Source organism: Shewanella gelidii (assembly GCF_014647855.1).
In the GTDB taxonomy this organism is placed as follows: Bacteria; Pseudomonadota; Gammaproteobacteria; order Enterobacterales; family Shewanellaceae; genus Shewanella; species Shewanella gelidii.
The window spans coordinates 82473-108691 of record NZ_BMPZ01000005.1 but is presented as its reverse complement, the minus strand read 5'-3'; the positions used below and the strand labels follow the sequence as shown (position 1 = coordinate 108691).

23 protein-coding genes, 2 pseudogenes and 1 other annotated feature are annotated in these 26219 nt (G+C 44.6%); of the genes and pseudogenes, 12 read left to right on the top strand and 13 right to left on the bottom strand.

The genetic code is table 11. From position 1 onward, the window contains the following. Positions 1-71 precede the first annotated feature (71 nt). Together sohB and IEY18_RS10995 are read right to left on the bottom strand one after the other, a co-directional pair. Positions 72-1109, bottom strand: a complete 1038-nt coding sequence (gene sohB, locus IEY18_RS11000; protein ID WP_188920758.1) for a protease SohB — start codon at positions 1107-1109, stop codon at positions 72-74. Between the two features lie 168 nt (positions 1110-1277). Further along, positions 1278-3824: a VolA/Pla-1 family phospholipase gene (locus IEY18_RS10995; RefSeq protein WP_188920756.1), complete on the bottom strand. Its 2547-nt coding sequence runs from the start codon at positions 3822-3824 to the stop codon at positions 1278-1280. 261 nt (positions 3825-4085) lie between these two features. Between IEY18_RS10995 and IEY18_RS10990 the strand changes: the two genes are divergently transcribed. Then, positions 4086-4823 (top strand): YciK family oxidoreductase, encoded by a 738-nt coding sequence (locus tag IEY18_RS10990; RefSeq protein WP_188920753.1) that lies wholly within the window; start codon positions 4086-4088, stop codon positions 4821-4823. Between the two features lie 185 nt (positions 4824-5008). On the opposite strand, the gene rluB is transcribed toward IEY18_RS10990, so the two are convergent. The 5 genes from rluB to rnm all read right to left on the bottom strand — a co-directional run bounded on the left by rluB (position 5009) and on the right by rnm (position 8944). Then, positions 5009-5893: a 23S rRNA pseudouridine(2605) synthase RluB gene (rluB, locus tag IEY18_RS10985; protein WP_188920751.1), complete on the bottom strand. Its 885-nt coding sequence runs from the start codon at positions 5891-5893 to the stop codon at positions 5009-5011. Further along, the gene (gene scpB / locus IEY18_RS10980) at positions 5886-6497 is read right to left on the bottom strand and encodes an SMC-Scp complex subunit ScpB (protein WP_188920749.1); all 612 of its coding nucleotides are present in this window, start codon (positions 6495-6497) and stop codon (positions 5886-5888) included. The genes rluB and scpB overlap by 8 nt, the downstream gene beginning before the upstream one ends. Before the next feature lie 39 nt (positions 6498-6536). Continuing rightward, the gene (locus tag IEY18_RS10975) at positions 6537-7337 is read right to left on the bottom strand and encodes a segregation and condensation protein A (protein WP_188920747.1); all 801 of its coding nucleotides are present in this window, start codon (positions 7335-7337) and stop codon (positions 6537-6539) included. Between the two features lie 129 nt (positions 7338-7466). Next, a complete protein-coding gene (locus IEY18_RS10970) occupies positions 7467-8087 on the bottom strand; it encodes an L-threonylcarbamoyladenylate synthase (protein WP_188920745.1) in 621 nt (206 codons plus the stop codon). Continuing rightward, positions 8084-8944 (bottom strand): RNase RNM, encoded by an 861-nt coding sequence (gene rnm, locus IEY18_RS10965; RefSeq protein ID WP_188920743.1) that lies wholly within the window; start codon positions 8942-8944, stop codon positions 8084-8086. The genes IEY18_RS10970 and rnm overlap by 4 nt, the downstream gene beginning before the upstream one ends. 163 nt (positions 8945-9107) lie before the next feature. After that, positions 9108-9213: a sequence feature (Trp leader region), on the top strand. Between the two features lie 126 nt (positions 9214-9339). Here rnm and IEY18_RS10960 point away from each other — a divergent pair. The 6 genes from IEY18_RS10960 to trpA are packed head-to-tail and all read left to right on the top strand — an operon-like array spanning position 9340 to position 16048. Continuing rightward, positions 9340-10893, top strand: coding sequence for an anthranilate synthase component 1 (locus IEY18_RS10960; RefSeq protein WP_188920741.1), 1554 nt, complete (start codon positions 9340-9342; stop codon positions 10891-10893). Then, on the top strand, positions 10890-11483 hold the full coding sequence (locus IEY18_RS10955) for an aminodeoxychorismate/anthranilate synthase component II (protein ID WP_188920739.1): 594 nt from the start codon (positions 10890-10892) through the stop codon (positions 11481-11483). Before IEY18_RS10960 ends, IEY18_RS10955 begins: the two co-directional genes overlap by 4 nt. Before the next feature lie 2 nt (positions 11484-11485). Next, a complete protein-coding gene (gene trpD, locus IEY18_RS10950) occupies positions 11486-12517 on the top strand; it encodes an anthranilate phosphoribosyltransferase (protein WP_188920737.1) in 1032 nt (343 codons plus the stop codon). 24 nt (positions 12518-12541) lie between these two features. Then, positions 12542-14026 (top strand): bifunctional indole-3-glycerol-phosphate synthase TrpC/phosphoribosylanthranilate isomerase TrpF, encoded by a 1485-nt coding sequence (gene trpCF, locus IEY18_RS10945; protein ID WP_188920934.1) that lies wholly within the window; start codon positions 12542-12544, stop codon positions 14024-14026. A gap of 11 nt (positions 14027-14037) precedes the next feature. After that, positions 14038-15234: a tryptophan synthase subunit beta gene (trpB, locus tag IEY18_RS10940; protein ID WP_188920735.1), complete on the top strand. Its 1197-nt coding sequence runs from the start codon at positions 14038-14040 to the stop codon at positions 15232-15234. A 4-nt stretch (positions 15235-15238) separates the two neighbouring features. After that, complete coding sequence (gene trpA / locus IEY18_RS10935) at positions 15239-16048, top strand: tryptophan synthase subunit alpha (RefSeq protein ID WP_188920733.1); 810 nt, start codon at positions 15239-15241, stop codon at positions 16046-16048. Positions 16049-16223: 175 nt separating this feature from the next. On the opposite strand, the gene IEY18_RS10930 is transcribed toward trpA, so the two are convergent. Together IEY18_RS10930 and IEY18_RS10925 are read right to left on the bottom strand one after the other, a co-directional pair. Continuing rightward, positions 16224-16607 carry a hypothetical protein gene (locus tag IEY18_RS10930; RefSeq protein WP_188920731.1) on the bottom strand — a complete coding sequence of 128 codons (384 nt, stop codon included), beginning with the start codon at positions 16605-16607 and terminating at the stop codon, positions 16224-16226. Between the two features lie 224 nt (positions 16608-16831). Next, the gene (locus tag IEY18_RS10925) at positions 16832-17740 is read right to left on the bottom strand and encodes a haloalkane dehalogenase (protein WP_188920729.1); all 909 of its coding nucleotides are present in this window, start codon (positions 17738-17740) and stop codon (positions 16832-16834) included. Positions 17741-17939: 199 nt separating this feature from the next. On the opposite strand from IEY18_RS10925, the gene IEY18_RS10920 reads away from it, so the two are divergent. Next, entirely contained in the window at positions 17940-18542 is a 603-nt protein-coding gene (locus IEY18_RS10920) for a TetR/AcrR family transcriptional regulator (RefSeq protein WP_188920727.1), read from the top strand. Between the two features lie 244 nt (positions 18543-18786). On the opposite strand, the gene IEY18_RS10915 is transcribed toward IEY18_RS10920, so the two are convergent. The 3 genes and pseudogenes from IEY18_RS10915 to IEY18_RS17430 form a co-directional block, all read right to left on the bottom strand. Continuing rightward, positions 18787-19524 carry an SDR family oxidoreductase gene (locus IEY18_RS10915; RefSeq protein ID WP_188920726.1) on the bottom strand — a complete coding sequence of 246 codons (738 nt, stop codon included), beginning with the start codon at positions 19522-19524 and terminating at the stop codon, positions 18787-18789. Positions 19525-19549: 25 nt separating this feature from the next. Further along, a complete protein-coding gene (locus IEY18_RS10910) occupies positions 19550-20455 on the bottom strand; it encodes an SDR family oxidoreductase (RefSeq protein ID WP_188920724.1) in 906 nt (301 codons plus the stop codon). A 249-nt stretch (positions 20456-20704) separates the two neighbouring features. After that, positions 20705-21721, bottom strand: a pseudogene (locus tag IEY18_RS17430) (IS4 family transposase); the annotation flags it as partial. Positions 21722-21851: 130 nt separating this feature from the next. Here IEY18_RS17430 and IEY18_RS10905 point away from each other — a divergent pair. Both IEY18_RS10905 and IEY18_RS10900 read left to right on the top strand, forming a co-directional pair. Then, positions 21852-22148 carry a hypothetical protein gene (locus IEY18_RS10905; RefSeq protein WP_188920722.1) on the top strand — a complete coding sequence of 99 codons (297 nt, stop codon included), beginning with the start codon at positions 21852-21854 and terminating at the stop codon, positions 22146-22148. A gap of 88 nt (positions 22149-22236) precedes the next feature. After that, positions 22237-22539 carry a hypothetical protein gene (locus tag IEY18_RS10900; protein WP_188920720.1) on the top strand — a complete coding sequence of 101 codons (303 nt, stop codon included), beginning with the start codon at positions 22237-22239 and terminating at the stop codon, positions 22537-22539. A 5-nt stretch (positions 22540-22544) separates the two neighbouring features. Here IEY18_RS10900 and IEY18_RS10895 read toward each other — a convergent pair. Then, a pseudogene (locus tag IEY18_RS10895) lies at positions 22545-23027 on the bottom strand (IS110 family transposase); the annotation flags it as partial. A gap of 167 nt (positions 23028-23194) precedes the next feature. Between IEY18_RS10895 and IEY18_RS10890 the strand changes: the two are divergent. Continuing rightward, on the top strand, positions 23195-23509 hold the full coding sequence (locus tag IEY18_RS10890) for a hypothetical protein (RefSeq protein ID WP_188920718.1): 315 nt from the start codon (positions 23195-23197) through the stop codon (positions 23507-23509). A gap of 384 nt (positions 23510-23893) precedes the next feature. Beyond that, positions 23894-26173: a peptidase U32 family protein gene (locus tag IEY18_RS10885; protein WP_188920716.1), complete on the top strand. Its 2280-nt coding sequence runs from the start codon at positions 23894-23896 to the stop codon at positions 26171-26173. Positions 26174-26219 lie beyond the last annotated feature (46 nt).

The following is a 26219-nucleotide window of genomic DNA, read 5'->3' as shown; positions in this document are numbered from 1 at the left end:
ACCAAGCCCTCACGGCTCGCTTGAGGGGGTTGAGTAGGACTGTATTCCAAGAACCAGTCCTCAGTTATCTATTACTTTAACGGTTGGTTTTTTGAGGCAAACTGATCAAATATGGCCGAAAATGATGCCGAAGCCCCATGGGCCACTTTATCAGCCAAAGTCTTTCTGGTTTTATACTTGAGCTTTAATACTGTTCGCTCTTTAGCTAGCGCCATAATCACATCGTCGCTTGTTGAAATTTCATCGACCAGTCCAAGTTCAATCGCCTGCTGACCATACCAATGCTCACCTGTTGCCACTTTTTCAAGATCAACATTCGGTCGGTATTGGGCAATGAAAGACTTGAATAAAACATGTGTTTCTTCAAGTTCTTGCTGAAACTTTTCTCGACCTTCATCAGTATTTTCTCCAAATACCGTGAGAGTCCGTTTAAAATCGCCAGCAGTATGTTGCTCATAATCAATTTCATGTTTTTTCAACAAGCGATTAAAGTTTGGTAATTGTGCAACAACGCCGATTGAGCCAACGATTGCAAAAGGTGCGGCATAAATCTTTTCTGCTACACAAGCCATCATGTAGCCGCCACTTGCTGCCACCTTATCCACACAGATTGATAATGGAATTTTTGCTTGGCGAAGTCGATCCAATTGACTTGAAGCAAGGCCATATCCATGTACCATGCCACCACCACTCTCAACATTAACAATGACTTCATCGCCCTTTTCATAAATGGCTATGATCGCAGACACTTCCTCTCGTAAAGCACTTACTTCTTTGGCATCAATACTGCCATTAAAGTCGAGGACGAATATACGCATATCTCGTTTATCCGTTGGCTTACCATTGCTATCAGCAGCTTTTTCTTTAGCTTTTTGCTCCGCCTTTCTTTGCTTTTCGTAGGCTTTAAATGCTTTCTTTGGAAGAAGCTCTTGCTTCATTCCGTGCTTTAATTCATCGAGGTCTTCGGTAAGATTCGTTATCTTTAATTCACCCTTATCCCCCTTAGGCTTCATACCTGCTGCAACCACGATCATCACAATCGCAGCAACTGCTGCAACAAAGGTGACTGCTTTCGCAAAGAACAATCCATACTCGTATAAAAATTCCAAAATTCACTCCGGCTTCTACCCACAAAGTTACTTCAGCATCCAGATTGGGTTGTATCTGGTACAGATTTATAAACGGTCGAAACGTTTACACTGCTGACGCGATATTCTAGAGGCTATTTAACCATAAAAAAACCCGGCAAGTGCCGGGTTTTTTATATGGTTTACTAGTTAGTTAGCACAAGTTTGTAACAAACTACTATCGCCAACCACTATACTTGCGCTACCCGCTGCCGCTGATGCTGCATAACTAGACACTTGCCCTTGCATTTCAGCTGTTGCTGCAGCGGCAAATCCATCGGTCACACCCGGGACTTCACTCGGGCTCACTAATGAACTGTGGTGTCCCTTCGCAAACCGAGTGACTCCTGACCCAGCCGCTGTTGCATCAACACAGTCAAGACCTAGACTTGCAATTAACGGTTCGGTGCCTGAAAGCGGGAAGCCTTCGACGGCATTTGGCAAAGTTTGATCACCAAGGTTATCAGCACCATCACCGACGACTTCAACTAAATGCACTGGTGTTCCTGTCGCCGCGAGCATGCCCCCGTGGTTAATCGGGTCAATTGCATCAACAGCGGTTTGAACAGCAAATGCAAATGTAGGAATAAACTCAGCGTATACCGCTTGTACAAGCGCGGCATATTCTGCAGAATCTGGCTCAAATCCACTCGTGTTTGCTTCATCAACCAGAGCTTGGAAAGCTTCTGTTGCAGTGATGTTTTCAAACAATACCGGGCCAAAAGATGCAGAGCCGGCGAATGAGCCTGCCAGGCCACCACTTGGCGCGACCAGTGAAGATCCAACGGTTGCATACGCATTCGGAAGTTCTGTACCAGAGCGCGGATCAACTAAACCTGTGTTGGCATAAGTCGATACTGCAGTGCCAACGATGCCACCTAGGCTTAAGCCTTGCAGGCTAATTTTGCTTGCATCAAATATTTGTGGCGCACCAGCTTGGGCTAGACCTTGGGCCAAGCCCGTAAGTGCAAGGCGCAGACCTAAATGATCCATAATTGCTTGACGGAAGTTCGCCTGTACAGACAAAGTGCTACCGATGTTAATGAACGCCAAAATGTCACCATTCGCAAACGGATTAGGCTGCATTGGATCTGGTTGCACTACTGCGCCATATGCTGGTGAGCTGGCAGAGACTTCATAGATACCATCGCCATTGGCATCAAAACCGCGAGCACCATGCAGTGGCATGTCAATTGCGATTGTAGCGACGCCTTTCGCCGCATAGGCACCAGCATAAGCTAGCGACATTTCTTTACCGCCACCGATGCCATGCAAGGCAATTGTCGCTGGCCAGCCGCCCATAGGCGCTGAGAAGCTTCCACCTTGAGACTCGTAAAACGCTTGCAAACGCTCAGCATTTGGCATTGAAATCAGTACTGGCATCGTTTCAAATACCGGAGCACCATTAAACGTTGAAATGGCTGGTACCGGATTAAACTTCGTTAGATGCTTCGTCGGATCCGTTGGGGTTTCACCATCATCTAACGTCCACTGTTTACCGACGAGTAAAGCTGGATTAGACAACGCTGCGACAGGGTCTTCAATCCCATTTGCTTGTGCCTGAGTAAAGTAATTGGCCTGACTCAATGTACCGGCCTGAAGTGCACTCAAAACTGACACAGGGCTATCGCCTAGTGCTTTCCACCTACCATTGACCAGAGGCGTTGCTCCATCTAAACAATTGACTGAGGAACATTCGCCATAAATCGGTACCGTCAATTCAGCGGTATATACATCGGCAAGGCTAGCCAGCGCATAAGCCACACCATCTTCAGGGGTGAGTCCCGCAGCTTGCGCGACAGTAATTCCAAGAGGGTGCGGCGTTGGCACGCTTAGTCCTGGCGCATATGGTGACATCGGTGTGACCATTTGCAGCTTGGTAATTTCATATACATCAGCTACTGATTGCGTTGTAAATAGACCCGTATAGCTAATTGTTTCTAAATCAACACCATGGGCTGCAGCAATTCCCTTTTCATAGGAGTTGACTAGGGTTTGGAGCTGTAGCTGTTCCGGCGTTTCAAGCGGTAAAGTTTCAATGTCTAGGCGTAGCAAGCCATAGGTTGAAGAGCTGTCCACAGGGCGACCTTCTGAATCTTGGATCAGATTTGTGGTTGCATATACATAGGAGGTTCCCGGCTTTAAAGGCTTTAACGGTACAATGGCAATGGTGTTACCCGATGCTTTGGAGACAAAATCAACGCCAAACATCAACTCTTCACCAACTTCACAAGCAGAAACGGATGGCATCGCCTTACATTCATCCTTAGAAGATAAAGCGCCACCCACGACCGCTTCGAACACGCGCACTGCGCCCGGTTGGAATACAGAAGAAGCCATCAAGCTTAGCTGGGTTTCAGCACCATTAGATGCATCACCATCTTGATCATACATCGCTAAATCAACTGCAATACTAATTGGAGAGCTTGTTGACCAACCATCTAACGAGCCTAATGCAATTTGTGGGTCTGTGTAGTCACCTGAATCTTCGCCAGGTATTTGTAAGGTACCGTCTGTCGTACCACTAAATAGCAGATCGTTTGGTAACGGCACGACCGCATTCGCAGGATCAAATGAGATTCGGGATAAAGGGATGAGCGGCTCAGTTTTTTCCTTGAGCTCATTGACACTGTCTTCACTACATCCTGTTAGCCCCAAAGCAGAAGCAATTGCTACACCCAAAAAGAGTCTTTTCATCTTTTTTCCCCAAATCTTGTTTTAATAGTTTTGTTTTCCCCAAGAAATTGGTCACAATACCCAAAATTACATGACCAACAGGGCTAACAATAGCCCTAAACTGTGATCAAGTTAACGTAAAAATATAGAGTTAGCTACATTTTTGTCACATCAAAGTGGGTTAACTTTGCTTTTTAAACAGTCATTTGTTTAAAACAGGCATTAGCTACAGAATAGAACCTAGAAATGACGCGGTTTTACGCCAAGGAGAAAAATCAACCTATGTTGGAATATCAAGCTCAAGAAAATCTTCTTAAAGAAAAAATAATCTTAGTTACAGGTGCTGGCTCTGGTATTGGACGTACTGCAGCCATTGAATATGCCCGCCTTGGCGCCACTGTTATTTTACTGGGGAAAACAGTGAAGAAACTTGAAGCGGTTTATGATGAGATTGAAAGCAAAGGCTATCCACAGCCTGCGATTATTCCACTAGATTTAAAAGGTGCTACCGAACAAAACTATAAAGATATGGCAGAAACCATCGAAGGCCAATTTGGCCATTTAGACGGACTTCTGCATAATGCTAGCCTTTTGGGTGTTCTTGGACCGTTCGAGCATACCGATATTCAGTCACTAACCGAGGTCTTACAAGTCAATGTCATAGCGCAAGCGAATATGACAAAAGCGCTATTGCCAGTTTTACGCAAATCAGCATCAGCATCCGTTGTGTTTACCTCTAGTGGTGTTGGCCGAAAGGGCCGCGCGTACTGGGGCGCTTATGCCATTTCTAAATTTGCAACAGAAGGAATGATGCAAGTATTAGCAGATGAATGCGATGGAAGTAAGGTAAGAGTCAATGCAATTAATCCTGGTGCAACGCGTACGCCAATGCGAGCGAATGCGTATCCAGCTGAAGACCCAATGAGTTTAAAAACACCTGAAGAACTGATGCCCACTTATACTTATTTAATGGGCGAAGATTCTCAGGCTATCAATGGCCAGTCTCTCAACGCACAATAGCGATATAAGAAGTCTGTCGCGATATCACTCATATTCGCAACGACAGAATGACAATACCTCATGTCGTATGTATCAGCTCTGAATGAAGTGCAGTTAAAAATTTTATACACAAATCAACACAAAAAATGCCGCATATTGCGGCATTTTTAATTTCTGAGAGTAATAAACTCGCTATCAATTCGCGATCAGTCGCGGCGACGGCTAGCAGATTTGCCCGCAGAAGGTTTACCCGACGTCGTCTTATGCTTACGAACTGCACGGCGAATTTTAGCGCTACGAACTTTTGAACGCGCAATACTATGCTTATCTGTACCAAGCAAAGTTCGAGTTTCTTCTTCCATCCCGGCCAGTTTGCGCAAGTAGTTCACTTGTTCGATAGGAAGCTCAATCCAGCCGCCACGTGGCAAAGATTTAGGAAGTTCAATCATGCCATAACGAACGCGGATCAAGCGGCTCACTTGGACTTCTTGCGACTCCCACAAACGACGAACTTCACGGTTACGCCCTTCCGCCAAAGTCACGTGCCACCATTGGTTTATGCCTTCGCCGCCCGCTGGCTTGACGCTATCAAAATTTGCGGGGCCATCTTCCAACATCACCCCTTGGCGTAAACGCTGAACTGCTGCGTCTTCAACTTTACCAAAGGTACGAACCGCATATTCTCGCTCGACTTCATTTGATGGATGCATCAAGCGATTCGCAAGTTCACCATCGGAGGTAAAGAGCAACAAACCTGAGGTATTGATGTCCAAACGACCAACCGCAACCCAGCGTGAATCTTTGGTTTTTGGCAAACGGTCGAAAACTGTTGGGCGCCCTTCTGGATCTTTACGGCTACAAATTTCACCTTCAGGTTTATGGTATGCCAACACACGGCAAACAACCTCTTCAGATGATTTAACCGAAACTGCGCGACCATCAATTCTAACTTTAACATCAGACTCGATACGATCACCGAGCTTAGCAATCTCTCCGTCAATACTAACTCGACCTGCAGCAATCCATGCCTCCATCTCACGACGGGAGCCATGGCCTGCACGGGCCAAGACTTTCTGCAATTTTTCACTCATTAGTAGACTCTTCTTTTATGGTTTCAAGCGCTGTGTTTTGTCCATCAAACTTTTGTTCATGAAACAGTGCTTGCAATGACTCAGCATCCGACAGTGACGGTAAATCCGCCAGCGTCTCTAAGCCAAAATAGGCTAAAAATTCTGTGGTTGTAGCATATAACGAGGGCCGTCCCGGCACTTCTTTATGTCCAACCACTTTTATCCAATGTCGTTCCGTAAGCGTTTTTATAATATGGCTACTTACAGCGACGCCCCTAACTTGCTCTATATCCCCGCGAGTCGCAGGTTGTTTATAGGCAATCACCGCAAGGGTTTCTAAAGTTGCCCTTGAATATTTAGGTGCTTTTTCTTGCCACAAATTTTGTAAATATGGACTTAAGTCAGCTTGGGTCTGAAATCGATACCCACCAGCAACTTTGACAAGTTGCACACCACGGTCCTGATAATCCGCTTCAAGCACTTCAATCACGGCCTTTAATTGTCTACGTGACACTTTTAGACCCGCTAAAACAGTCTCAGAAATCGCCTTTAAGCTCATTGGCTTTGCTGCCACAAATAAGCAAGCTTCTATCAACTGTTTTAATTGTTCGTCGTTGATTTGCATTGATACGCCTTCACTAATCTCACAGACTATCTTGATACATCAACACGCTTTAACGTAAATATTACGCAAAGGTTCTGCTTGGGTTAGTTCAACCAGCAGTTCTTTCACCAGTTCCATCAATGCTAAAAAGGTCACTACAACACCAGCACGTCCTTCTCTCACATCAAACAAGACTTCAAAAGCAACAAATCCCTGCTGATTTTCTTTTTGGCACAGCAAAGCCATAATTTGGCTCATACGCTCACGCGTCGATAACGCCTCTTTTTGAACATGGTGATGTTCGTTTGCCTCGATACGCTTTAATACTTGAGCAAATGCCATACCGATATCGGCCAGGCTCACTTCTGGTGGCACAATCACCGGCTTCAAACTTTTGTTTGTCGCGGCACGAGCAACAAACAAATCGCGCCCTAGCCTCGGTAACTCATCGAGTTCAAGCGCGGCATGTTTAATGGACTCATACGCTTTAAGCTGCCGAATTAATACTGCTCGAGGATCTTCTTCATCCTCTTGCTCGCTCACCATCTTTGGTAATAGCAACCTAGATTTAATTTCAGCAAGGGTTGCCGCCATAACTAAATAATCCGCCGCGAGTTCTACTTTGGCATCAGACAATAGCTCAATATATTCAAGATATTGCTTTGTAATTTGATGAATTGGCAAATCGACAACGTCAAATTTTTGCTTACGGATCAAATACAACAATAAATCTAATGGCCCTTCAAAAGCCTCCAAAAAGACTTCTAATGCTTCTGGCGGAATAAATAAATCATTCGGTAACTCTTTCACTTCTTTGCCAGCGACTTTCGCAAATGATAATGACGTCTGCTCGGTCAACATAAGAATCTCTCGCCTAAGACATGTTCAAATTTGCTTGTAAACTTGTCACACCCAAGAGCAAAAATACCCCTTGAATTCGACCAAGCGCGCGATTATACCTACATCTGACGCAGGTTAAAAGCTCACCACCTATAAGAATGGCTCAATATCGCCTGCGCCTTCTCGAATAATGGTGACATCACCTTCCGACATATCGATCACCGTGGTTGGTTTCTCTCCTAAATACCCCCCATGAATAATCAAATCGACCGAGTGCTCTAATACATCGCGAATATGCTCAGGATCTGACTCAGCAAATGCTTCACCTGGAAGAATAAGGGTTGTAGACATTAATGGCTCGCCCAATGCTTCTAATAGTGCCAAGGCAATGACGTTATCAGGCACGCGAATACCAATGGTTTTCTTTTTATCATTTTGTAAGCGTTTTGGTACTTCTTTCGTCGCTTTAAAAATAAAAGTATAAGGGCCCGGCGTACTGTGTTTTAGCAAGCGAAACGCTTGATTATCTACCCGAGCATAATTGGCCAATTCAGACTGGTCTCGACACATCAATGAAAAGTCATGATCTTTCTCAATTTGACGAATCCGAGTAATTCGAGTCATGGCTTCTTTATCGCCCAATCGACACCCCAATGCATACCCAGAGTCGGTCGGATAAACCACGACTCCACCTTGCTGAATTAAATTAACCGCTTGATTAATTAATCTTTGTTGTGGGTTTTCTTCGTGTACATAAAAAAATTGACTCATATTTTACTATTCCACTTATCAGACTCCCACACCCATTTCAGTCCTTGGGGGCGGTATAAGTTTTTTCCAAGTTCAATCCAGCTTCCAGGAAAGTGAAAGTCGCTCCCCACAGACGCTAGCAATTCATTTTTTTGACTTAAAGCTGCCAAATTAGAACGGTCTTCAACCGTTTGCTGCCCTAAAACCACTTCAATGGCATCACCACCAGCTTCTTTAAACTCGCGAACGAGTCGCTTTAACCATTTAGCAGAAAGCTTATAACCACTTGGATGCGCCAATACAGCCACGCCTCCCGCTTGATGAATCATCTCAATTGCAGTTGCCATATCGCGCCAATTATTGGGTACATACCCAGTCTTGCCGCGGGAAAGGTACTTTTTAAATACGTTTGCCATGCTGGTTGCATACCCATTTTCAGCCAACCAACGGGCGTAATGACCTCGGCTAATTGCAGCACCTTGTGCGTAAAATAGTGCGCCCTCATATGCACCACTAATATTGGCTTTTTCTAAACGTCGACCAATTTCAATGGCGCGCTCATCGCGCAATTGACGCTGCTCTACTAAAAATTGCGCCAAGGGTTGAAAATCTAACAGGGTGTTTAGGCCAACAATATGGATATCATAGTTATGCCAATGCGTAGAGATCTCAACGCCATTGACCAACTGCAAAGGCTGCGACAAGCCATTATTATAACGGTGGGCTTCTTCGAGTCCTGCAAGTGTGTCATGGTCAGTGATAGCAAGCACATCAATTGCTTGTGATTTTGCTCTTTCTACAAGTTCAGTTGGCGTCAGCTGGCCATCCGATGCCGTAGAATGGCAATGAAGATCGATGATACAGTTTTCAAATGTCATCTAGTCATTCTACTTGAGTTTGATGACGAAAAGGGGGTTATCAATGAATAATATTAAAAAATAACATTATTCAATTGACTTTAAATGCCAGCTAGGGTTTTCTATATAGCAATTCAAAGACGAGATTAGCGATACAATGACCTTTTTTAATGCTTCAGCAAACATCAATTGGTGGTGGCACTTCCCAAAATAGCGGGTGGTGTGAAGTTCTGTGTCGTTGTAAAACACAAGATTAAACAAGAAGCCCGCAACTATGCGGGCTTTTTTGTATGCTTTCAAAGCAGCCTGCATTTCAGTCAAAAGCAGTAAATGCGGCAAGCTTAGGGAAGTGTAGAACCATGATAAATGAAGAAAATCATTCAAGTACAGCGGATACGACAAACAGGAAAATAGCAATGGATCATACACAGTTTGCCAAAGTGGTGACGAGCAAGCAGCCAATGCAATACCATGACGATCCTTTAGGGCTTTATACCAAGTTGACTCAAAATGGACCTAACACCATGTTGTTAGAATCCGCAGAAATCGACAGTAAAGACCACCTAAAGAGCATGTTACTTACCCACGCAGCGATGAAAATTCTTTGCGATAGCCATACGCTAATCTTTACTGCCCTGACCGACAATGGCGCAGCAATGTTCCAGGGGATCCGTGCCTACTTTAAAGATCAAGATTGCCAGCAACTGGGTGACACCCTTACAGTTAGAATAGAGAAAAATACTGAAATCCTTGACGAAGATACCAAGCTTAAAGCCGTGTCGCCATTAGATGGCTTGCGCGCCTTGATAAAAGGGATTCGGACAGGGAATACGCCACAATTTGAAGACCTCTTTTTAGGTGGCGCAATGGCCTACGATTTGATTGATTCAGTCGAGCCACTGCCAAAAGTGCCAATGAGCACCAATACACTTCCAGATTACATCTTCTACGTTGCTGAAACGCTGGTGATGATTGATCACCAAACGCAAAAAGCGGACATCATTACCCACCAATTTGATACTGAGCCCCATACCACGGAGCGTCTACGTGTTCGCACCAAACAACTGCAAGAAAACGGTTTAACTTTACCTGCGACTCCTGAACTCAAACCCATCACAGAAGAAACGGCAGTCAATATCAGTGATGCAGACTTTATGAAACAAGTCAGTGATTCAAAGGAGTACATTGTTGCTGGTGATGTCTTCCAAATCGTGATTTCTCGAAGCTTCAGCTTGCCCTGCCCGAACACACTCGGAGCCTACCGCGCGCTAAGACTCACGAACCCTAGCCCGTATATGTTCTATCTCAATGGCCCAGACTTTACTTTATTTGGCGCATCCCCAGAAAGCGCGATTAAGTATGAAGTCGATACAAATCAAGTTGAAATCTACCCGATTGCTGGAACTCGCCGTCGTGGTAAAACAGCGGATGGCCAAATTGATTTTGATTTAGATAGCCGAATTGAGCTGGAGTTACGACTTGATGAAAAGGAACTCGCCGAGCATTTAATGCTGGTTGATTTAGCTCGAAATGACGTTGCCCGTATCAGTCAAACGGGCACCCGTAAAGTCGACAAACTACTTAAAGTTGATCGCTACTCCCATGTCATGCATCTCGTGAGTCTGGTTACCGGTCAGTTGCGTGAAGATTTAGATGCATTGCATGCCTATCAAGCCTGTATGAACATGGGGACTCTGATGGGTGCGCCGAAAGTTAGAGCCGCACAACTCATTCGAGATGTGGAGCAAAGGCGTCGCGGCAGTTATGGGGGGGCTGTAGGTTACCTCAATGCACTCGGAGATATGGACACCTGCATTATTATTCGCTCTGCATTTGTCAAAAATGGCGTAGCTCACATTCAAGCTGGAGCCGGTGTGGTCCATGATTCAGATCCACAAGCAGAAGCCGATGAAAGCCGCAGTAAAGCACAAGCCGTAATTTCAGCGATCAAAATGGGAGCTGGCCAATGAAGATTTTTTTACTCGATAATTTTGATTCATTTACCTATAACCTCGTTGATCAATTTCGTAGTCTAGGTTTTGAAGTGACGATCTATCGCAATGATATTGATGCTGATTATATCGCTCGAAAAATCCTAGCAAGTGAAGAGCCAGCAGCGCTTGTTCTTTCTCCTGGCCCAGGAGCTCCGCAAGATGCTGGTTGTATGATGCAATTGATTGCCAAAGTTGCAGGTCAAGTACCCATGCTCGGGATTTGTTTGGGCCATCAAGCTATTGTTGAACATTACGGCGGAGTTGTCGATCGAGCTAAGGAAGTTGTTCACGGCAAAGCCAGTGGTGCGCACCACAATGGCCAAGGCATTTTTAAAGACTTCCCAAGCCCTTTGCCAATTGCACGCTATCACTCATTAGTGGCGACGAAGGTACCCGATTGCCTCGATATCATAGCGACGACCGAGGATATGCCCATGGCAATCAGCCACCAACAAGATAGAGCGATAGGTTTTCAATTCCATCCAGAGTCTATTTTAACGACTTTAGGAAGCCGCTTGTTAATACAAACCATTGCCTTTCTGAATCAAACGAACCAAGGAGCGTAATCATGAGTCAACCCAGCAATATTCAATCACTTCTTGATAGCTTGTATGCGGGCGACTCATTAAGTCGAGCCGATGCGCAACAGGTCTTTAGCGCCGTTATCGAAGGTGAAATGAGCGAAGCTGCGATGGCAGGCATGTTAGTGGCGATGAAGATGCGTGGTGAAACTATTGATGAGATTTCCGGCGCAGCCGATGCTTTACGTGCCGCCGCCAAGCCCTTCCCCCACGGACAAGCCACCGATATTGTTGATATTGTTGGTACCGGGGGAGATGGCCACAATACCATTAATATTTCAACAACCGCTTGTTTTGTTGCCGCTGCTGCTGGGGCAAACGTTGCTAAGCATGGCAACCGTAGCGTATCGAGTAAATCAGGTTCGTCAGACTTACTTGCTCAATTTGGTATCGATTTAACCATGTCGCCTGAAACAGCAAGACACTGCTTGGATTCCTTTGGGCTGTGTTTCCTATTTGCGCCACATTACCATGGCGGTGTTCGCCATGCCGTGCCTGTGCGTCAGGCACTGAAGACTCGGACCCTTTTTAACGTTCTTGGCCCACTGATCAATCCATCAAAGCCGGATTACATGGTTCTTGGTGTTTATAGCGAAGACCTCGTTGCCCCGATTGCTGAAGTTGTACGTGCACTTGGTGTAAAACGCGCCATGATAGTTCATGGCAGTGGCCTCGATGAAGTCGCACTCCACGGCCCGACCCAAGTGGCAGAATTAAAAGGCGGTGAATTAAAACATTATCAAATCACTGCGGATGATTTAGGTGTCGCTCAGGCAAGTCTTGCTGATTTAGCCGGCGGCACTCCTGAAGAGAATGCAGCGTTAACGGAGGCCATATTGCTTGGTCAAGGTAAGCCGGCACATACAAATGCTGTGGCAGCCAATGCAGGATGTGCCCTTTACGTCGCCGGTTTAGCCAGCGATATCAAGGCCGGAACCGCAATGGCCTTAGCGGCCATTCAAAGTGGCGACGCACATAACAAACTAAAGCAACTGGCCAATGCCAGCCAACCCGCATAATTACAAGGACGACTGTTTGTGAGCATTACTCAGCCTTCTCAACCTAAATCTGCATTCGTCGAACAAGACGATTTACGTGTTACGGTAGCACCGTCTACCAAAGTCAGCGTGCTACAAAAAATTGTAAACACCAAAGCGGGTCATATTGCGAAATTAAAGCTGCGCTTTCCTGAAGTTTCCCTGCAACCCAAAATATCAGATCGTAGTCTGTATGACGCGTTGCGCGCGCCAAATGCCAGTTATATTTTTGAATGCAAAAAAGCTAGCCCTTCCAAAGGGCTGATACGCGAAAACTTTGATTTAACCTCAATTGCAAACACCTATAGCCAATATGCCTCAGGCATTTCGGTCCTAACCGATGAGCAATTTTTCCAAGGTAGCTTTGATTATTTACCCATCGTGCGTGCCAACGTCAGCCAACCGATTTTGTGCAAAGACTTTTTTATTCACCCATACCAAGTCAAACTCGCAGCACATCAAGGCGCCGACGCTATCTTACTCATGCTGTCTGTACTTGACGATCGCCAGTACCGGTTGCTTGCTGCAGAAGCAGCACGATATAAACTAGATATCCTGACGGAAGTTAGTAATCAAGAAGAACTCGATCGCGCTATTGCACTCAACGCTGCAATTATTGGCATCAATAATCGTAATTTAAGAGACCTAAGTACAGATCTCGCCACGACTGAAGTTTTGGCACCGCAAATCCCTGCAGATAGGGTCATTATTAGCGAATCTGGCATATACAATCAGCAGCAAGTTCGACGCTTAAACCCGCTTGTACACGGTTACTTAGTCGGCAGTTCATTAATGGCGCAAAACGACTTAGATTTAGCTTGTCGTCAATTGATTTATGGCTCAAATAAGGTTTGTGGACTCACTCAGGCTAAAGATATGCAAGCTGTGGCCAAAGCCGGAGGGGTTTTCGGTGGTTTAATTTTCTATCCGCCATCGAAACGCTCAGTAACCCTTGAGCAAGCTAAAGTGCTGGTACAAGCTCACCGCGCCCAAGAGCAGCAACTCAATTTAGTCGGCGTATTTGTGAACGAACAACCACAAACTATCGCCGAAACAGCCCAAGAATTGGGACTATATGCGGTACAATTACACGGCAAAGAGAATTCTCTCCAAGTCAGCGCCATTAAACATGCTTTAATTCAAGCCAACTGTGGTGACTGCCAAGTTTGGAAAGCCGTCGCTGTTGAAGTAGAGAGCCCTTCTACACAACCTCTTGTTGACTCAGAAATCGTCAAACTGGTTGACCGAATTCTTTATGACAGTAAAAGTGCGGGGCAATTTGGTGGTACAGGCATTCAATTTGATTGGCAGCAGGAATTGCCTGAAAAGCAACATGCTATGCTTGCTGGCGGACTCGATCCCCATAACGCTTACCAAGCGAAACAACAAGGATTTTTCGGCCTCGACTTCAACTCGGGTTTAGAGTCAGCGCCCGGTGTTAAACAACACGACCAAATTCAACGGACATTTGCTGAATTACGCAAGAACTAATAGGTAGACCCATGACAACACTAAATCCTTACTTCGGCGAATATGGTGGCATGTATGTTCCACAAATATTAGTGCCTGCCCTGAAACAACTTGAGCAAGCATTTGTTGATGCCCAAAATGATCCTGAGTTCCAGCAAGAGTTTACAGACTTACTTAAAAACTACGCCGGACGCCCAACTGCACTAACTTTGACCCGTAATCTTAGCCCAAACCCTTTGGTCAAAATCTATCTTAAACGAGAAGATTTACTCCATGGGGGAGCCCACAAAACCAACCAGGTTCTCGGCCAAGCATTGCTAGCCAAACGTATGGGTAAGAAAGAAATTATTGCCGAAACAGGTGCTGGCCAACACGGCGTTGCAACAGCACTCGCCTGCGCCCTACTCGACCTAAAATGCAAAGTATATATGGGCGCCAAGGATGTAGAACGCCAATCACCTAACGTCTTTAGAATGCGTTTAATGGGGGCTGAAGTTATTCCGGTGACCTCAGGCTCCGCTACGCTAAAAGATGCGTGTAATGAAGCAATGCGAGATTGGTCTGGTAGCTACGATAAAGCACACTACTTGCTTGGGACAGCTGCTGGGCCGCACCCATTCCCAACCATTGTTCGTGAATTCCAGCGCATGATTGGCGCAGAAACCAAGCAACAAATCGTCAAAGCAGAAGGAAGACTCCCTGATGCAGTCATTGCCTGTGTTGGAGGCGGATCCAATGCAATCGGTATGTTTGCTGACTTTATTGACGAAACGTCAGTGAAGCTAATTGGTGTTGAGCCTGCCGGTAAAGGCATTGACACACCAATGCATGGCGCTCCTTTAAAACACGGTAAAACTGGCATTTTCTTTGGCATGAAAGCACCACTCATGCAAGACAGTGAAGGACAAATTGAAGAGTCTTATTCGGTTTCAGCCGGCCTAGACTTTCCATCAGTCGGCCCACAGCATGCCCATTTAAATGCTATCGGCCGTGCAACTTATGAATCTGCTACGGATGATAATGCACTCGAAGCATTTCAGTTACTAGCGCGCAGTGAGGGTATCATCCCAGCACTTGAGTCCGCCCATGCACTTGCCTATGCGCTTGAATACGCTAAGCAAGCAACCAAAGAAACCGTATTAGTGGTCAATCTCTCAGGTCGAGGTGACAAAGATATATTCACGGTATCCGATATTCTAGACAACCAAAACAAGGCCAATGGAGAGTAAAGCCATGACGAATCGTTACCAGCAGGCTTTCGCCGAGCTCGACGCTAAAAACCAAGGGGCCTTCGTCCCCTTTGTTACCCTTGGTGATCCAACACCAGAGCTATCCATGGCCATTATCGATACCTTGATCGAAAACGGCGCAGATGCGCTTGAACTTGGCTTCCCATTCTCCGATCCATTGGCTGATGGCCCGGTTATCCAAGGGGCAAATTTACGTGCACTGGATGCAGGTACAACTCCTAGTCAGTGCTTTGACATGCTAAGCCAGATCCGGGCGAAGTACCCTGATCTACCGATTGGTCTACTGTTATACGCCAACTTGGTCTATACCCGTGGCATTGAAGACTTTTACTGTAGAGCACAGCAGGCTGGGGTCGACTCGGTCCTTATTGCCGATGTTCCTGTTGAAGAAGCCGAGCCATTTATAGCTGCTGCTCAACAGTATCAAATTGCTCCCATATTTATCGCACCACCTAACGCAGACAGCGAAACAGTTAAACAAGTTGCCGCGAAAGGCGAAGGCTACACCTACCTACTCTCCCGCGCAGGAGTGACGGGTACAGAGTCGAAAGCAGGCATGCCGATTGAAGATATTCTAGCGAACTTGAAGCAGTTTGACGCAGCGCCACCACTGCTTGGTTTTGGCATTGCTGAGCCTGCACAAGTTAAAGCGGCAATTGACGCAGGTGCCGCCGGGGCAATTTCCGGCTCAGCGGTCGTAAAAATCATTGCGGCTAATCAAGCTCAACCTGAAATTATGCTCGCCAAGCTTGCTGAGTTCACCCGCAATATGAAGGCGGCAACGCAAAAGTAGCCTCTCTTTCTACCGCTGCAATTTGGCAATAAGAAACGAAAATTGAGGGAATACGACTGGCGACAGATCACCAAGGGTAAAACCGTGGTGGTCTGTCGCTACGTGACCGCGTTCATAAAAAAAAAATTTTTGTCTGTTAACAGTAACGCCTCCATTCGTATCTGTTGGGATGCGGTCAAGAGTTAGACTTACCAAGTATTAAAGAAGAGACAGGGATACCTGTTCCTTTGGCGCTTCCTAGTACATAGATGGCAGCGGTAATTAAGTCCATAACCGCTATTGGGATAAACAATGTCGGTGCCATACCCGACGATGCGGCGTAGGTGACAACAACAAAACCGAAAAGTCGTACAAGACCGTTCCAAACAATAATCGGAGCACGTCTGGGTAAATCCGAAACTGCCCAAAGAAGCGCTGCACCCATACAAATCAGAAAAGAGGCAAGTACAAGCGTGATAATAAATGACTTAGCCTGAGGAGAAAGAAGCTCAGGAATCATGATCCCAATCGCGATAGGGAAATTAAACAGTGCTGTAATTTGAACGAATTTCTTAAACATTCCTATACCTCATTGCCAGTAAATCGATAAAGCGTCGTAATCAATACACTTTCATTTAACAGGGTTATATGGTGACCACTACGCTTTGTCATTCGGGTATTTGCCATTTCGTAGTGATGACCACAGGATGCGCAAGTTCAAAGATGTGGTTAATGACGTGCTTACGTTTTATTTACTATTTTAAGTTTCATATTGCGCACTACCTCAGTAACGCGCAAAATCAGCTATCTATTTAGTCCAAAATGAGCGAGAGCTTGCTCTGCCACTTCAACGCCGTATTCCTGAACAAAGTGGCCGGATTCAGCGATTCTCATTGGCTCCGGGCAGCCTTTAATCACACTTCTTAGTGCCATCATCGCAGGCTCGCCTAGTACCACATCCTTCATTCCGATCGCCATAAAGCTGTCACCTTCCCAGCTGTTCGACCAATACTCGATAGCACGAAGACCATATTTAACGGCGTCATCGTTCGCATCAGTTGGGATCATCTTAGGAAACTTCCTGACACCCGCTTTGTAGCGGTTATCAGGGAATGGGGCATCATAGGCGACAACATCCATCGGGTTTACTGCTACGCCTGCATCACCGGCAAGCAACCCACCGACAGGGATCTCCGGCACACTGGCGCAAAAGCCAATCCACTGCTTAGCAGCTTCGGTTAGCGGTTCACCTGTTGCTATTCCCGTATTCATAACGATGAGTTTTTTGAACCTATCTTGCATATCCATCGGAATAGTGAGGCCAAGAAATCCCCCCCAGTCCTGACACACCAATACAATGTTTTTCAAGTCTAAACGCTCAATCAGGCGCATTAGGCTGTTTCGGTGAAACTCAAAATTATAAACAGCTTCATCTACTGGCTTGTCAGATCGGCCAAAGCCAAATAAGTCTGGTGCGACAACACGATGTCCAGCTTCAGTAAATACAGGGATCATTTTTCGATATAAGTAACTCCATGAAGGCTCACCATGTAGACACAAGAAGGTGTACTCGGCCGACTTGTCACCCTCGTCAATATACGCCATGCGTAGAGAGTCATACCCCTCCAGATCTTCAACGTACTGAGGTTGGTAAGGAAACGCGGGGAGTACTGAAAACCGTTCTTCTGGAGTTCTTAGTGCTTTAATCGTCATTATTTTTTCCTAGAAATGGGTTGATATTCATGAAGTCGTCTACACGACCACCCCCACTTTATGTAGTGATCGCTATTTATTTAACAAACGCATTCTGTACCGATCGATACACAAAGTCAATAACGAAATTGACATTTTTTAGTGAGTACTACAAAATATGCGTTTATAAAGATATTGATAGGTAGGAGTACCATCGGTAATGGCCGGAAGAAAAAGATCGTTTGACAGAGATATCGCACTCGATAAGGCAATGCGTATATTTTGGAACAACGGTTATGCAGCGACATCTGTCGCGAACCTAACCTCAGAGCTTGGGATCAATACACCTAGCTTATATGCCGCTTTTGGTAATAAAGAGCAGCTATTCAAAGAAGTGATTGCGCACTACATCACGCAATATAGTGAGCCGTGTTATCGCCATCTCATTGAACCCTCTGACGTGCCTTTCATGGAAAGGCTACGCGCGTGTTTCTATGAGCTGATTCAAGAGTTTTCAGATGCAGATACCCCGCTAGGGTGCTTATTAGTAAAAAGCGCGAATGAATCTGACAGCGTTGCCTTTCCTGAAGAAGCGACGGTGTACATCAAACAATTTGGATTGAAAACCCAAAATCTGATCACGACCTTGATCGAGTCTGAGGGCGTAATAACTGAGTCTGCGACCGCAGAACTGCAGGCAAAATATCTGCTGTCGGTTCTTTATGGTATTTCCACTCAGGTTCGGGCAGGAGAGTCACGACAGGTTGCGGAATCGATCATGGACTATGCACTCAATACGTTACAGACAAGAAGCGCTCAGTAACTAAACCTGAAGCGCGATATAATAACTTTGCCGAAAAGCGGCAACAAAAAATGACCTCCAGGAATACCAGAGGTCATTCAGTAACCACAGTAAGTACCTAAATATTATTGGCCGAGAAATTCAACCACATAAAATCGAAGCGACTGGATTCGCCAGTCCTTTGCCGTACGTATATATTCTCGTGATTCTCTTACCAGGCGATGTCTACTGTATGCAGACTTACTATCAATTAGTGCTTTTGTAGTTATCCCGCAAAATCTTGCATGATGACGTTGTCAGCGTAAGATTGAAATCCGACTTCTATCTGTTTTGCAACGGCATCCGGGAATACGTGGAATTCCCCCTCGTCCAACGCAGAAAGAATTCCGACTGGCACAACTTGTGGTGACGATGCGATATCGCTAAAACCGGTAATATCCGCCATATCTGTTGCAACAACGCCAGGGTGAACACTCAGCACGTTGACATTATGTGGCTTAAAGTGATCGCGCAAACCTTGAGTGACTGAGTAAGATGCCGCTTTTGATGTGCAGTACGTTGACATATCCAAATAGTTTTTGAGTGAAGCGACTGAATTTAATTGCACCAGCACACCTTGCTTCGCAATCAATGTCGCTTCAAATGCTTTAGCAACACGCATCAGCCCGTACACATTCACTTCCATCTCTTCTTTCAAGGTATCGAGCGCATTGTCCGCTAGAGGCGGCACTGTCGAAATAATCCCAGCGTTATTAATAACAACATCAACATCCGTTGCTTTTTTAGCGGCTTCTAGAATAGACGCTTCATCGGTAATATCGACTTGAATCGTCTCTACTTTTTCACCATATTGCTCTTCCAGAGCCTTGGTTGAATTTGGGTTTCGAACCGCTAGGTACACTTTCTTCGCACCTTGATCAATAAAGTGCTCAGTAATACTTTTGCCAATACCTCGGTTCGCACCAGTGATGAAGACGACTTTGTTTGCTATGTTGAATGACATTAGCTTTTACCTCTTTACGGTGCGATTAACCGTTAACCTTTGTTTCTAGCATGAAATCCAGTTGGAAATCTGAGATCACTTGGTCTTGAAGAGGCTGGAAGAAATCGTTGATTTTATCCACGTTGTTCACTAAGCCAATTGCAGTACGTGTTGGGCGTGTGCCGTGATCCATTTCGGCCAGTTTTAGATAGGCGTCTACAACCAGTTGCGGGTCGGTTGCTGGGTTTTCTAATGCTTTACCAACGGAGCCTATCATTGCGTCAATGATTTCCTTCAAATGAGGGTTTTGAGCAACCACTTCAGTTTTTGCTTCCGGCTGGAACGAGCCACCCAGGTTAGTCCCCGATGGGCCCGGCTCAACAATCACAACCTCAACACCACTTGGGGCTAATTCAAATTTCAGGCTCTGAGAATACGCTTCTACCGCCGCTTTACTCGCGCTGTAGGTACCCGTAAATGGCCATGATACGCGGCCAATAACAGACGTCGTGTTGATGATTAGACCCTTACCAGCTTTACGCATGTGCGGTGCAACAGCTTGAATTGTGCGGATAACGCCGTAGAAGTTGGTGTTCATCAGTTGCTGTGCTTGCTCAACACTAAATGCTTCTGTCACACCCATGTGCATGATGCCCGCGTTGTTGATTAGCACATCAATCGCACTTTCTTTATCCATGATTTGTGCAATCGCCGCGTTTACAGACTCCTCACTGCAAACGTCCATCTCAACCACAACAATGTTATCTGAGTATGACTGAAGCTCATTTTTTACTTCTAGATTTTTACTGTTTGCATTGCGCATTGCTGCGTAAACTTTGTGCCCTTTATCTGCAAACTGTTGTGCTGACATCTTACCAAAGCCACTGCTGCTGCCTGTAATTACGACTGTTTTCATGTTGTCACCTTTCTGGGTTGCTGTTTCTTGAGTCATCGTTCTTTCCTCATTTTCTGTTGAACTGAATAAGGAATCGGGTTGACCGACGACATTCTGTAGCGTTCACTACTAATTTAACGCGGCCATTCTGTACCGATCGATACACAATGTCAATAATAAATTCAAACTTTATTTAGTGATTGATAAAGAATTAACATGCTTTGCCTTGTCACTGTCGCAAAGTTGTAAAGGCAATAGCCTGAGCAAGCTGAAAAGCTAGATATATTAAAAAGTCCTAGATAGTGCGAGGCGCACAATCGACAACACTGGCTGGTGGCTGATGATGTTGGCTTGAAAATGCTTTTGCCAACTTAGACGCAAAGCAATGTTACCGATTAACCACTGTACAATTTCGACAAGCATGTCGATGAGTAACAAAACATCAAGTCACTTCGGGCAACGACGTTTGCAGAGTCTTAACCTCATTCCATATTGTGGGATTTTCAAATCTTGAAAGAACTCTTCATCTGCATTCGCTTGACGTTGAGCGGGATAACTTGGACAGAGTTGAAGTTGTTGGGAAATAAATTGGCCGCCAAGAACCAAAGCTCTTTTCTGCTTCTCCCATAGCTTGCTTGAGCGGTATGGTTTCTTGCCGCTTTGGAGGAACGACGGTCTTTACGACCTGTTTCTTTCGCTTTGTTGGGGTGTCAATGACACTTTAAATGGATCTTACAGGCAAACTTTACACTGCCGAAGTATTTGGCATTGTTCGTTGCTGTTGGGTAGAGCGACTTATTAAAGCGCCATTGATGCTCGCCTGAATGTTGGTAGCTGACATCACCGCGTACATGGCCTAGCCAGAATCAGCCTAATTTGGCGACTTGAGAAAACCAGGCAATTCGATAGCCCGCATCAGTAACGATTAAAGGGCAGCAATGCTTTGGTAAAACGTTTGCCAACTCTTCAAGAAAACGGTTGTGGCTGCGCGGTGAATTGCTATCTCTACAGGCTTAGCATCAAACAAAAAAGTGTGCTCGTAAAAAGCCACACTTCGGCCTTGAACACTGATGAATGCGCGCAAAGTCATTCGTCTCAATTGTTCACGAACATCCGCCCAATCGATACAAATAATCGGTCAATGCGCTTGATACTGTGCTTAGCTGCCACATTGCCTGAAATGTTACGGCCCAGCAGCGTTAAAGAGAGTTGATTACCATCGAGTAATGACTTAGTTGCAACTATCAGAGAACTAAGGCGTTTTTTGTAAATTATTGGGCATTGCGTCGCTAGCGTTTGATGTAGTATGTTGATGTCGAGCATGGTGTTGTTCTAGTTTGTTTTTGGCGAAATTGATTAGATCAACCAGCACCATGCGTGTCTACTTATTGATTGGAAAAGATATTATCTGGGAATCCCCTAGAATTGAGCATTAAGTACTAATGGAACTAAGATGTTACCAAGTTTAAAAAAAGGATATTCACTAATACTGGATTATGCGAATCGCAAGGGTATTCACCTGACGAATAAAAAGGATGTGATAGCCGAAATCGGTTCGATTGAATCTGATATAGAAAGCGATATTCGCGATTTTAATCATCTGATCTCTGAGTTGGATCGAACTAAAAACGATCTCTCAATTGATGAAATTGAAGAGCGGTGGATTTTGATACGCGTGAAGGCGATGAACATTTCAACAGAGTTTGATAACTTTGTAGATAGTTTTGACGAAGCATTTCGGCAGAAGTAAGTACTAAAAACGAGCGACCAGTGGACTCAATTTCACTAGTTTAATTAACCCACTGTCGTAAACGTTATGTTTTCAGGAGAACTTGGCAATGGATATGACCCAAAAAGAAATTGCAGTAATTAAAGCTGCGATAAAAGCACGCAACAAAAGCAAACTTATACAACCTATTTTATTCGTTGTAATGGTGGGTTCTCTATTGGCAATGCTCTTTGGCTCCCTGTCAGGTGATCAATTTACGTATTTGGCATTCCTGTTAGTCTTTCTTACTCTTTTATCGCCACAATTAGGTGGTTCACCAAAATATGGCGAGCTAGTTGACATACTTGAGAAACACTTGCCTCAAAATCCGACTATGGAAGATGTATTATCTCAAGAGTTAAAGAAAACATAACAAGTGACGGTGTAGTTGATGTTATTTCTTAACTGCAGGACTTCAATTGATATTTGGCATCTTTTAAGTCTTTCATTGCGGTTTCATGAGCGGGATAAGTCACGAACGGCTTCAACTTCTGGCTCTGGTACGTAGGTTGGTGTTATTAAGTAGTTTGGCTAGTTTCATCGCATCCCGTTTATCTGTTTTCTCTCTTTCGCCAGTTTTTTAGGAATGAGTGAAGGGGCAATGACATAACAACAATGATCCAAACTAGTTAGTAAGCGGCCAATCCAATAGCCACATGGATCGGCTTCGTAGACGAAAAGGAGTGTGGCATTTGGGTATTTCGATTGGAATTGTCTTGCCAGTTTAATCATCAACACTTTTGCACTGGAAATTCGTCCTAGATGAGTCGATTTAGCGCCGCGCTGGTCTTCAATGTAGGCTACTTTCGCGAGCTCTTTATGAGTATCTAGGCCAATGAAAAGTATGTTATGTTTACTCATGCTGATCTCCAACCTTTAGTTTCTTTAACAAAACTATTATGGCTCTGGCTTCAGCTAACCCACGATTGATTGGAGAACAGCATCTTTAGTGGGGAGTCATTATGTATAGGTGCTAATGGAGTTGTCCAATTAAATCGTTAAATATTATATTAATAGCTCTTTTATTTTTGACAGCAATAGGAATTGTAATCGGTGGTAATGTCGGAATAAAAATCAACATTCAAAAAATTGAAAATATGGATAATAACCCTATTTACATTGAGTTATCTGAGAAAGTTGAATCTGGCGAACTGGAAGTAAACAAAAATCTAGGTTTAATTCTTATTCAAGGCATGAGAGAAGCGCACGTTGATGCGGGAAGTTATCTTGATAGTATTTTTAAGATATTCATCTATGTTGGTATATTTTTAATTTTTCTTGTTCTCACTCTTGCTTTTGTTACATGGCGTTTATTTACAAAAGTGAGTGTAAAAAGAGACTAACACATATGGACCTCCCGCCAGTCAATTCGCGAGTTTAACTGATTGGGTTGCTTGAGCAGCCAAATAAAAATCAATCCGCAAATCCATCGACTTCGTCTGTCAGTTCGCTGTTCAATCATCGATTACAGCAAACATATTTCGAGGCCCTCTTAACGCGATCTTATTGCTGCATGGCGCTTTTCACTCCAGTGAAATGCCAGGGGTGATTCGAACATCGTCAATCCAAAAGCCTGATGTCCGATGTTTTGAAAAGAGCAACAAAGACCGTAGATGAAGCCAGCACTTTTAGTCAACGCGGCAAAAATGGACATACTAAACTGCAGCACTTAAACTACGCCGCGCTAAAACCAGCCTTTGCGATACAACGACCAAGAGTTAAGTTCTGTGAATAAAGAAATCGAATTACTTGCACCAGGTGGTGATGTTGATGCCATAAAAGCAGCCATTCTTGCAGGTGCCGATGCAGTTTATTTTGGTCTTGACCAATTCAATGCCAGAAACCGTGCGGTCAATGTGCGCTTCGAAGAGTTGTGCCCCCTACTTTCTCTCGCCCATCAACATCATTGCAAGCTATTCCTCACATTGAATATTGTGATCATTGAAACGGAAATACCTGCATTATTTAGACTTTTAAATCGTATTGCCAAAACAGATGTGGATGGTGTCATTGTTCAAGATATTGGACTGCTCTATGTGTTGCAGCAGTACTTCCCTGCACTGGAGGTTCATGCGTCCACTCAAATGACAACCCACAATATTGGCCAAATTAAGTTTTTACATGCATTGGGAGCAAGCCGGAGCAATTTGTCTCGAGAGCTGGCTCTTGACGAAATTAAAGAGTTAACGGACTTCTCACACAAGCTTAATATGGGCACAGAAGTATTTGTGCATGGTTCCAATTGTATTAGCTTTTCAGGGCTTTGTTATTTTAGCTCAGTTCATGGCGGTCAATCTGGTAATCGAGGCCGTTGTAGTCAACCTTGCCGAGATGCCTATGTGCCGACCAAAATGGAGAAGCACTTTCCATTAAACATGAAAGACAATTCAGCCTATTTTCAAATGGCAGACTTGATAGGTGCTGGCGTTGACTCTTTAAAAGTAGAAGGCCGCATAAAAAAACCCCATTACGTGTATTCCGTCGTGAATACGTGGAGAAAGCAACTCGACCGTTTCGCTCAAGGTGAAACTTTACTGGATGAATCAGCCGATCTATATCGTGTATTTAATCGTGATTTTACCCATGGTTATTTAAGCAGTGATATCAATAAACAGATGTATATTGATAACCCGCGTGATCATGCCAACAGCCACTTTATTGAGCGCAATGGTGCGACAACCGAGATGCAAGTCAACCGCATCAAGCAACGGCTATATGACGAGAAAACTGAAATACTTGAATTGCTCGAAAACAAAACCGCAAATTGGGTTCTAAAAAAAATCCCACTCAAATTTAAATTGATTTGTAGCGACGAAAGACAACTGAGCATTCAAGTCATCAGTTCAGAAAAGCAGTTTGAGCTGCCTATCAATTATGGGAGTGCCAGCGCACAATCGACCCTCTGTCTGAGCAGCTTAGAAAAGCGCTTACAGAGTTTCAATACTGATAAATACCAACTACTTGATATTGAGTACAAAGGGGATTTCACAGGGGTATCCTTATCGTACAAAAACATCACAACACTCAAACAAGCCATTGCACAACGGCTTGACTCGAAAGCACTAGTACAAGAAGACGTCACACCTCCAAAAATAGCGATCAAAAATACGAAAGCCACAACGCCAGTTCATCCAGGCAAAACCGCGACTTCGATGAAACTCCGACCGCGCTTAAGCGTATTGCTGAACTCCGCCAAGGATATCAATAAATCTCAAGGGGCAGACTTATGTTATTTTCAGATTCCTGAGTCTATTGGTGAGCAATTTGCCTCTTTAGTTCAACTGTTAAATGACAATCCAAGTCTCATTCCGTGGTTCCCTCCGGTTTTAATAGGAAAAGATTTTGATTTGGCAATACGATTGCTGTTGCAAGTAAAGCCAAAACAATTGGTGAGTAACAACTTGGGGATTGCTCAGTATGCATATGAGCAAGGCATTGAATGGATTGCAGGGCCTTATCTCAACTTATGTAATTCACTAGCCCTTGAAGCTTTAAAACAAACACTAGATTGCAAAGGCGCGTTTGTTTCGCCGGAATTGAGCTTGCGACAAACCAAGTCCATTCAATGCCCTGCAGAGTTTGAACTACATTACAGTGCTTTTCATCCAAGCATGCTGATGAGCAGTCGCCAGTGCTTTTTCCATCAAGTGACAGGCTGCAAAAAAGACAAAATCGACGCCCAATGTTTACCCGACTGTCAAAAACACGCGCAAATCATCAATTTAAAAGATGCTAGTTTTGTTTTAGATAAACAAAAAGGTCATCACAACTGCATTTACGACAGCCAACATTTTTTAAATTTGAACGTAGCTCAAGACATGCCAGGAAAATTTTCCAATGTGTTGCTCGATTTACGACGAATAAAAACTTCGACCCAGCTCAACGTCCTCATACCTGAGTTGATACAAGCAACCCAAGACTTACTTGACGGTGATACCAACAAACTTCAGTCCCTTGAGCAACATATCGCGCCAACGATGGCTAAGTCTTATCGCAAAGGGATTTAGTGAAGCGGTGGGCAGAATGTACTATATGCTCCGTCAAATTTGGCCT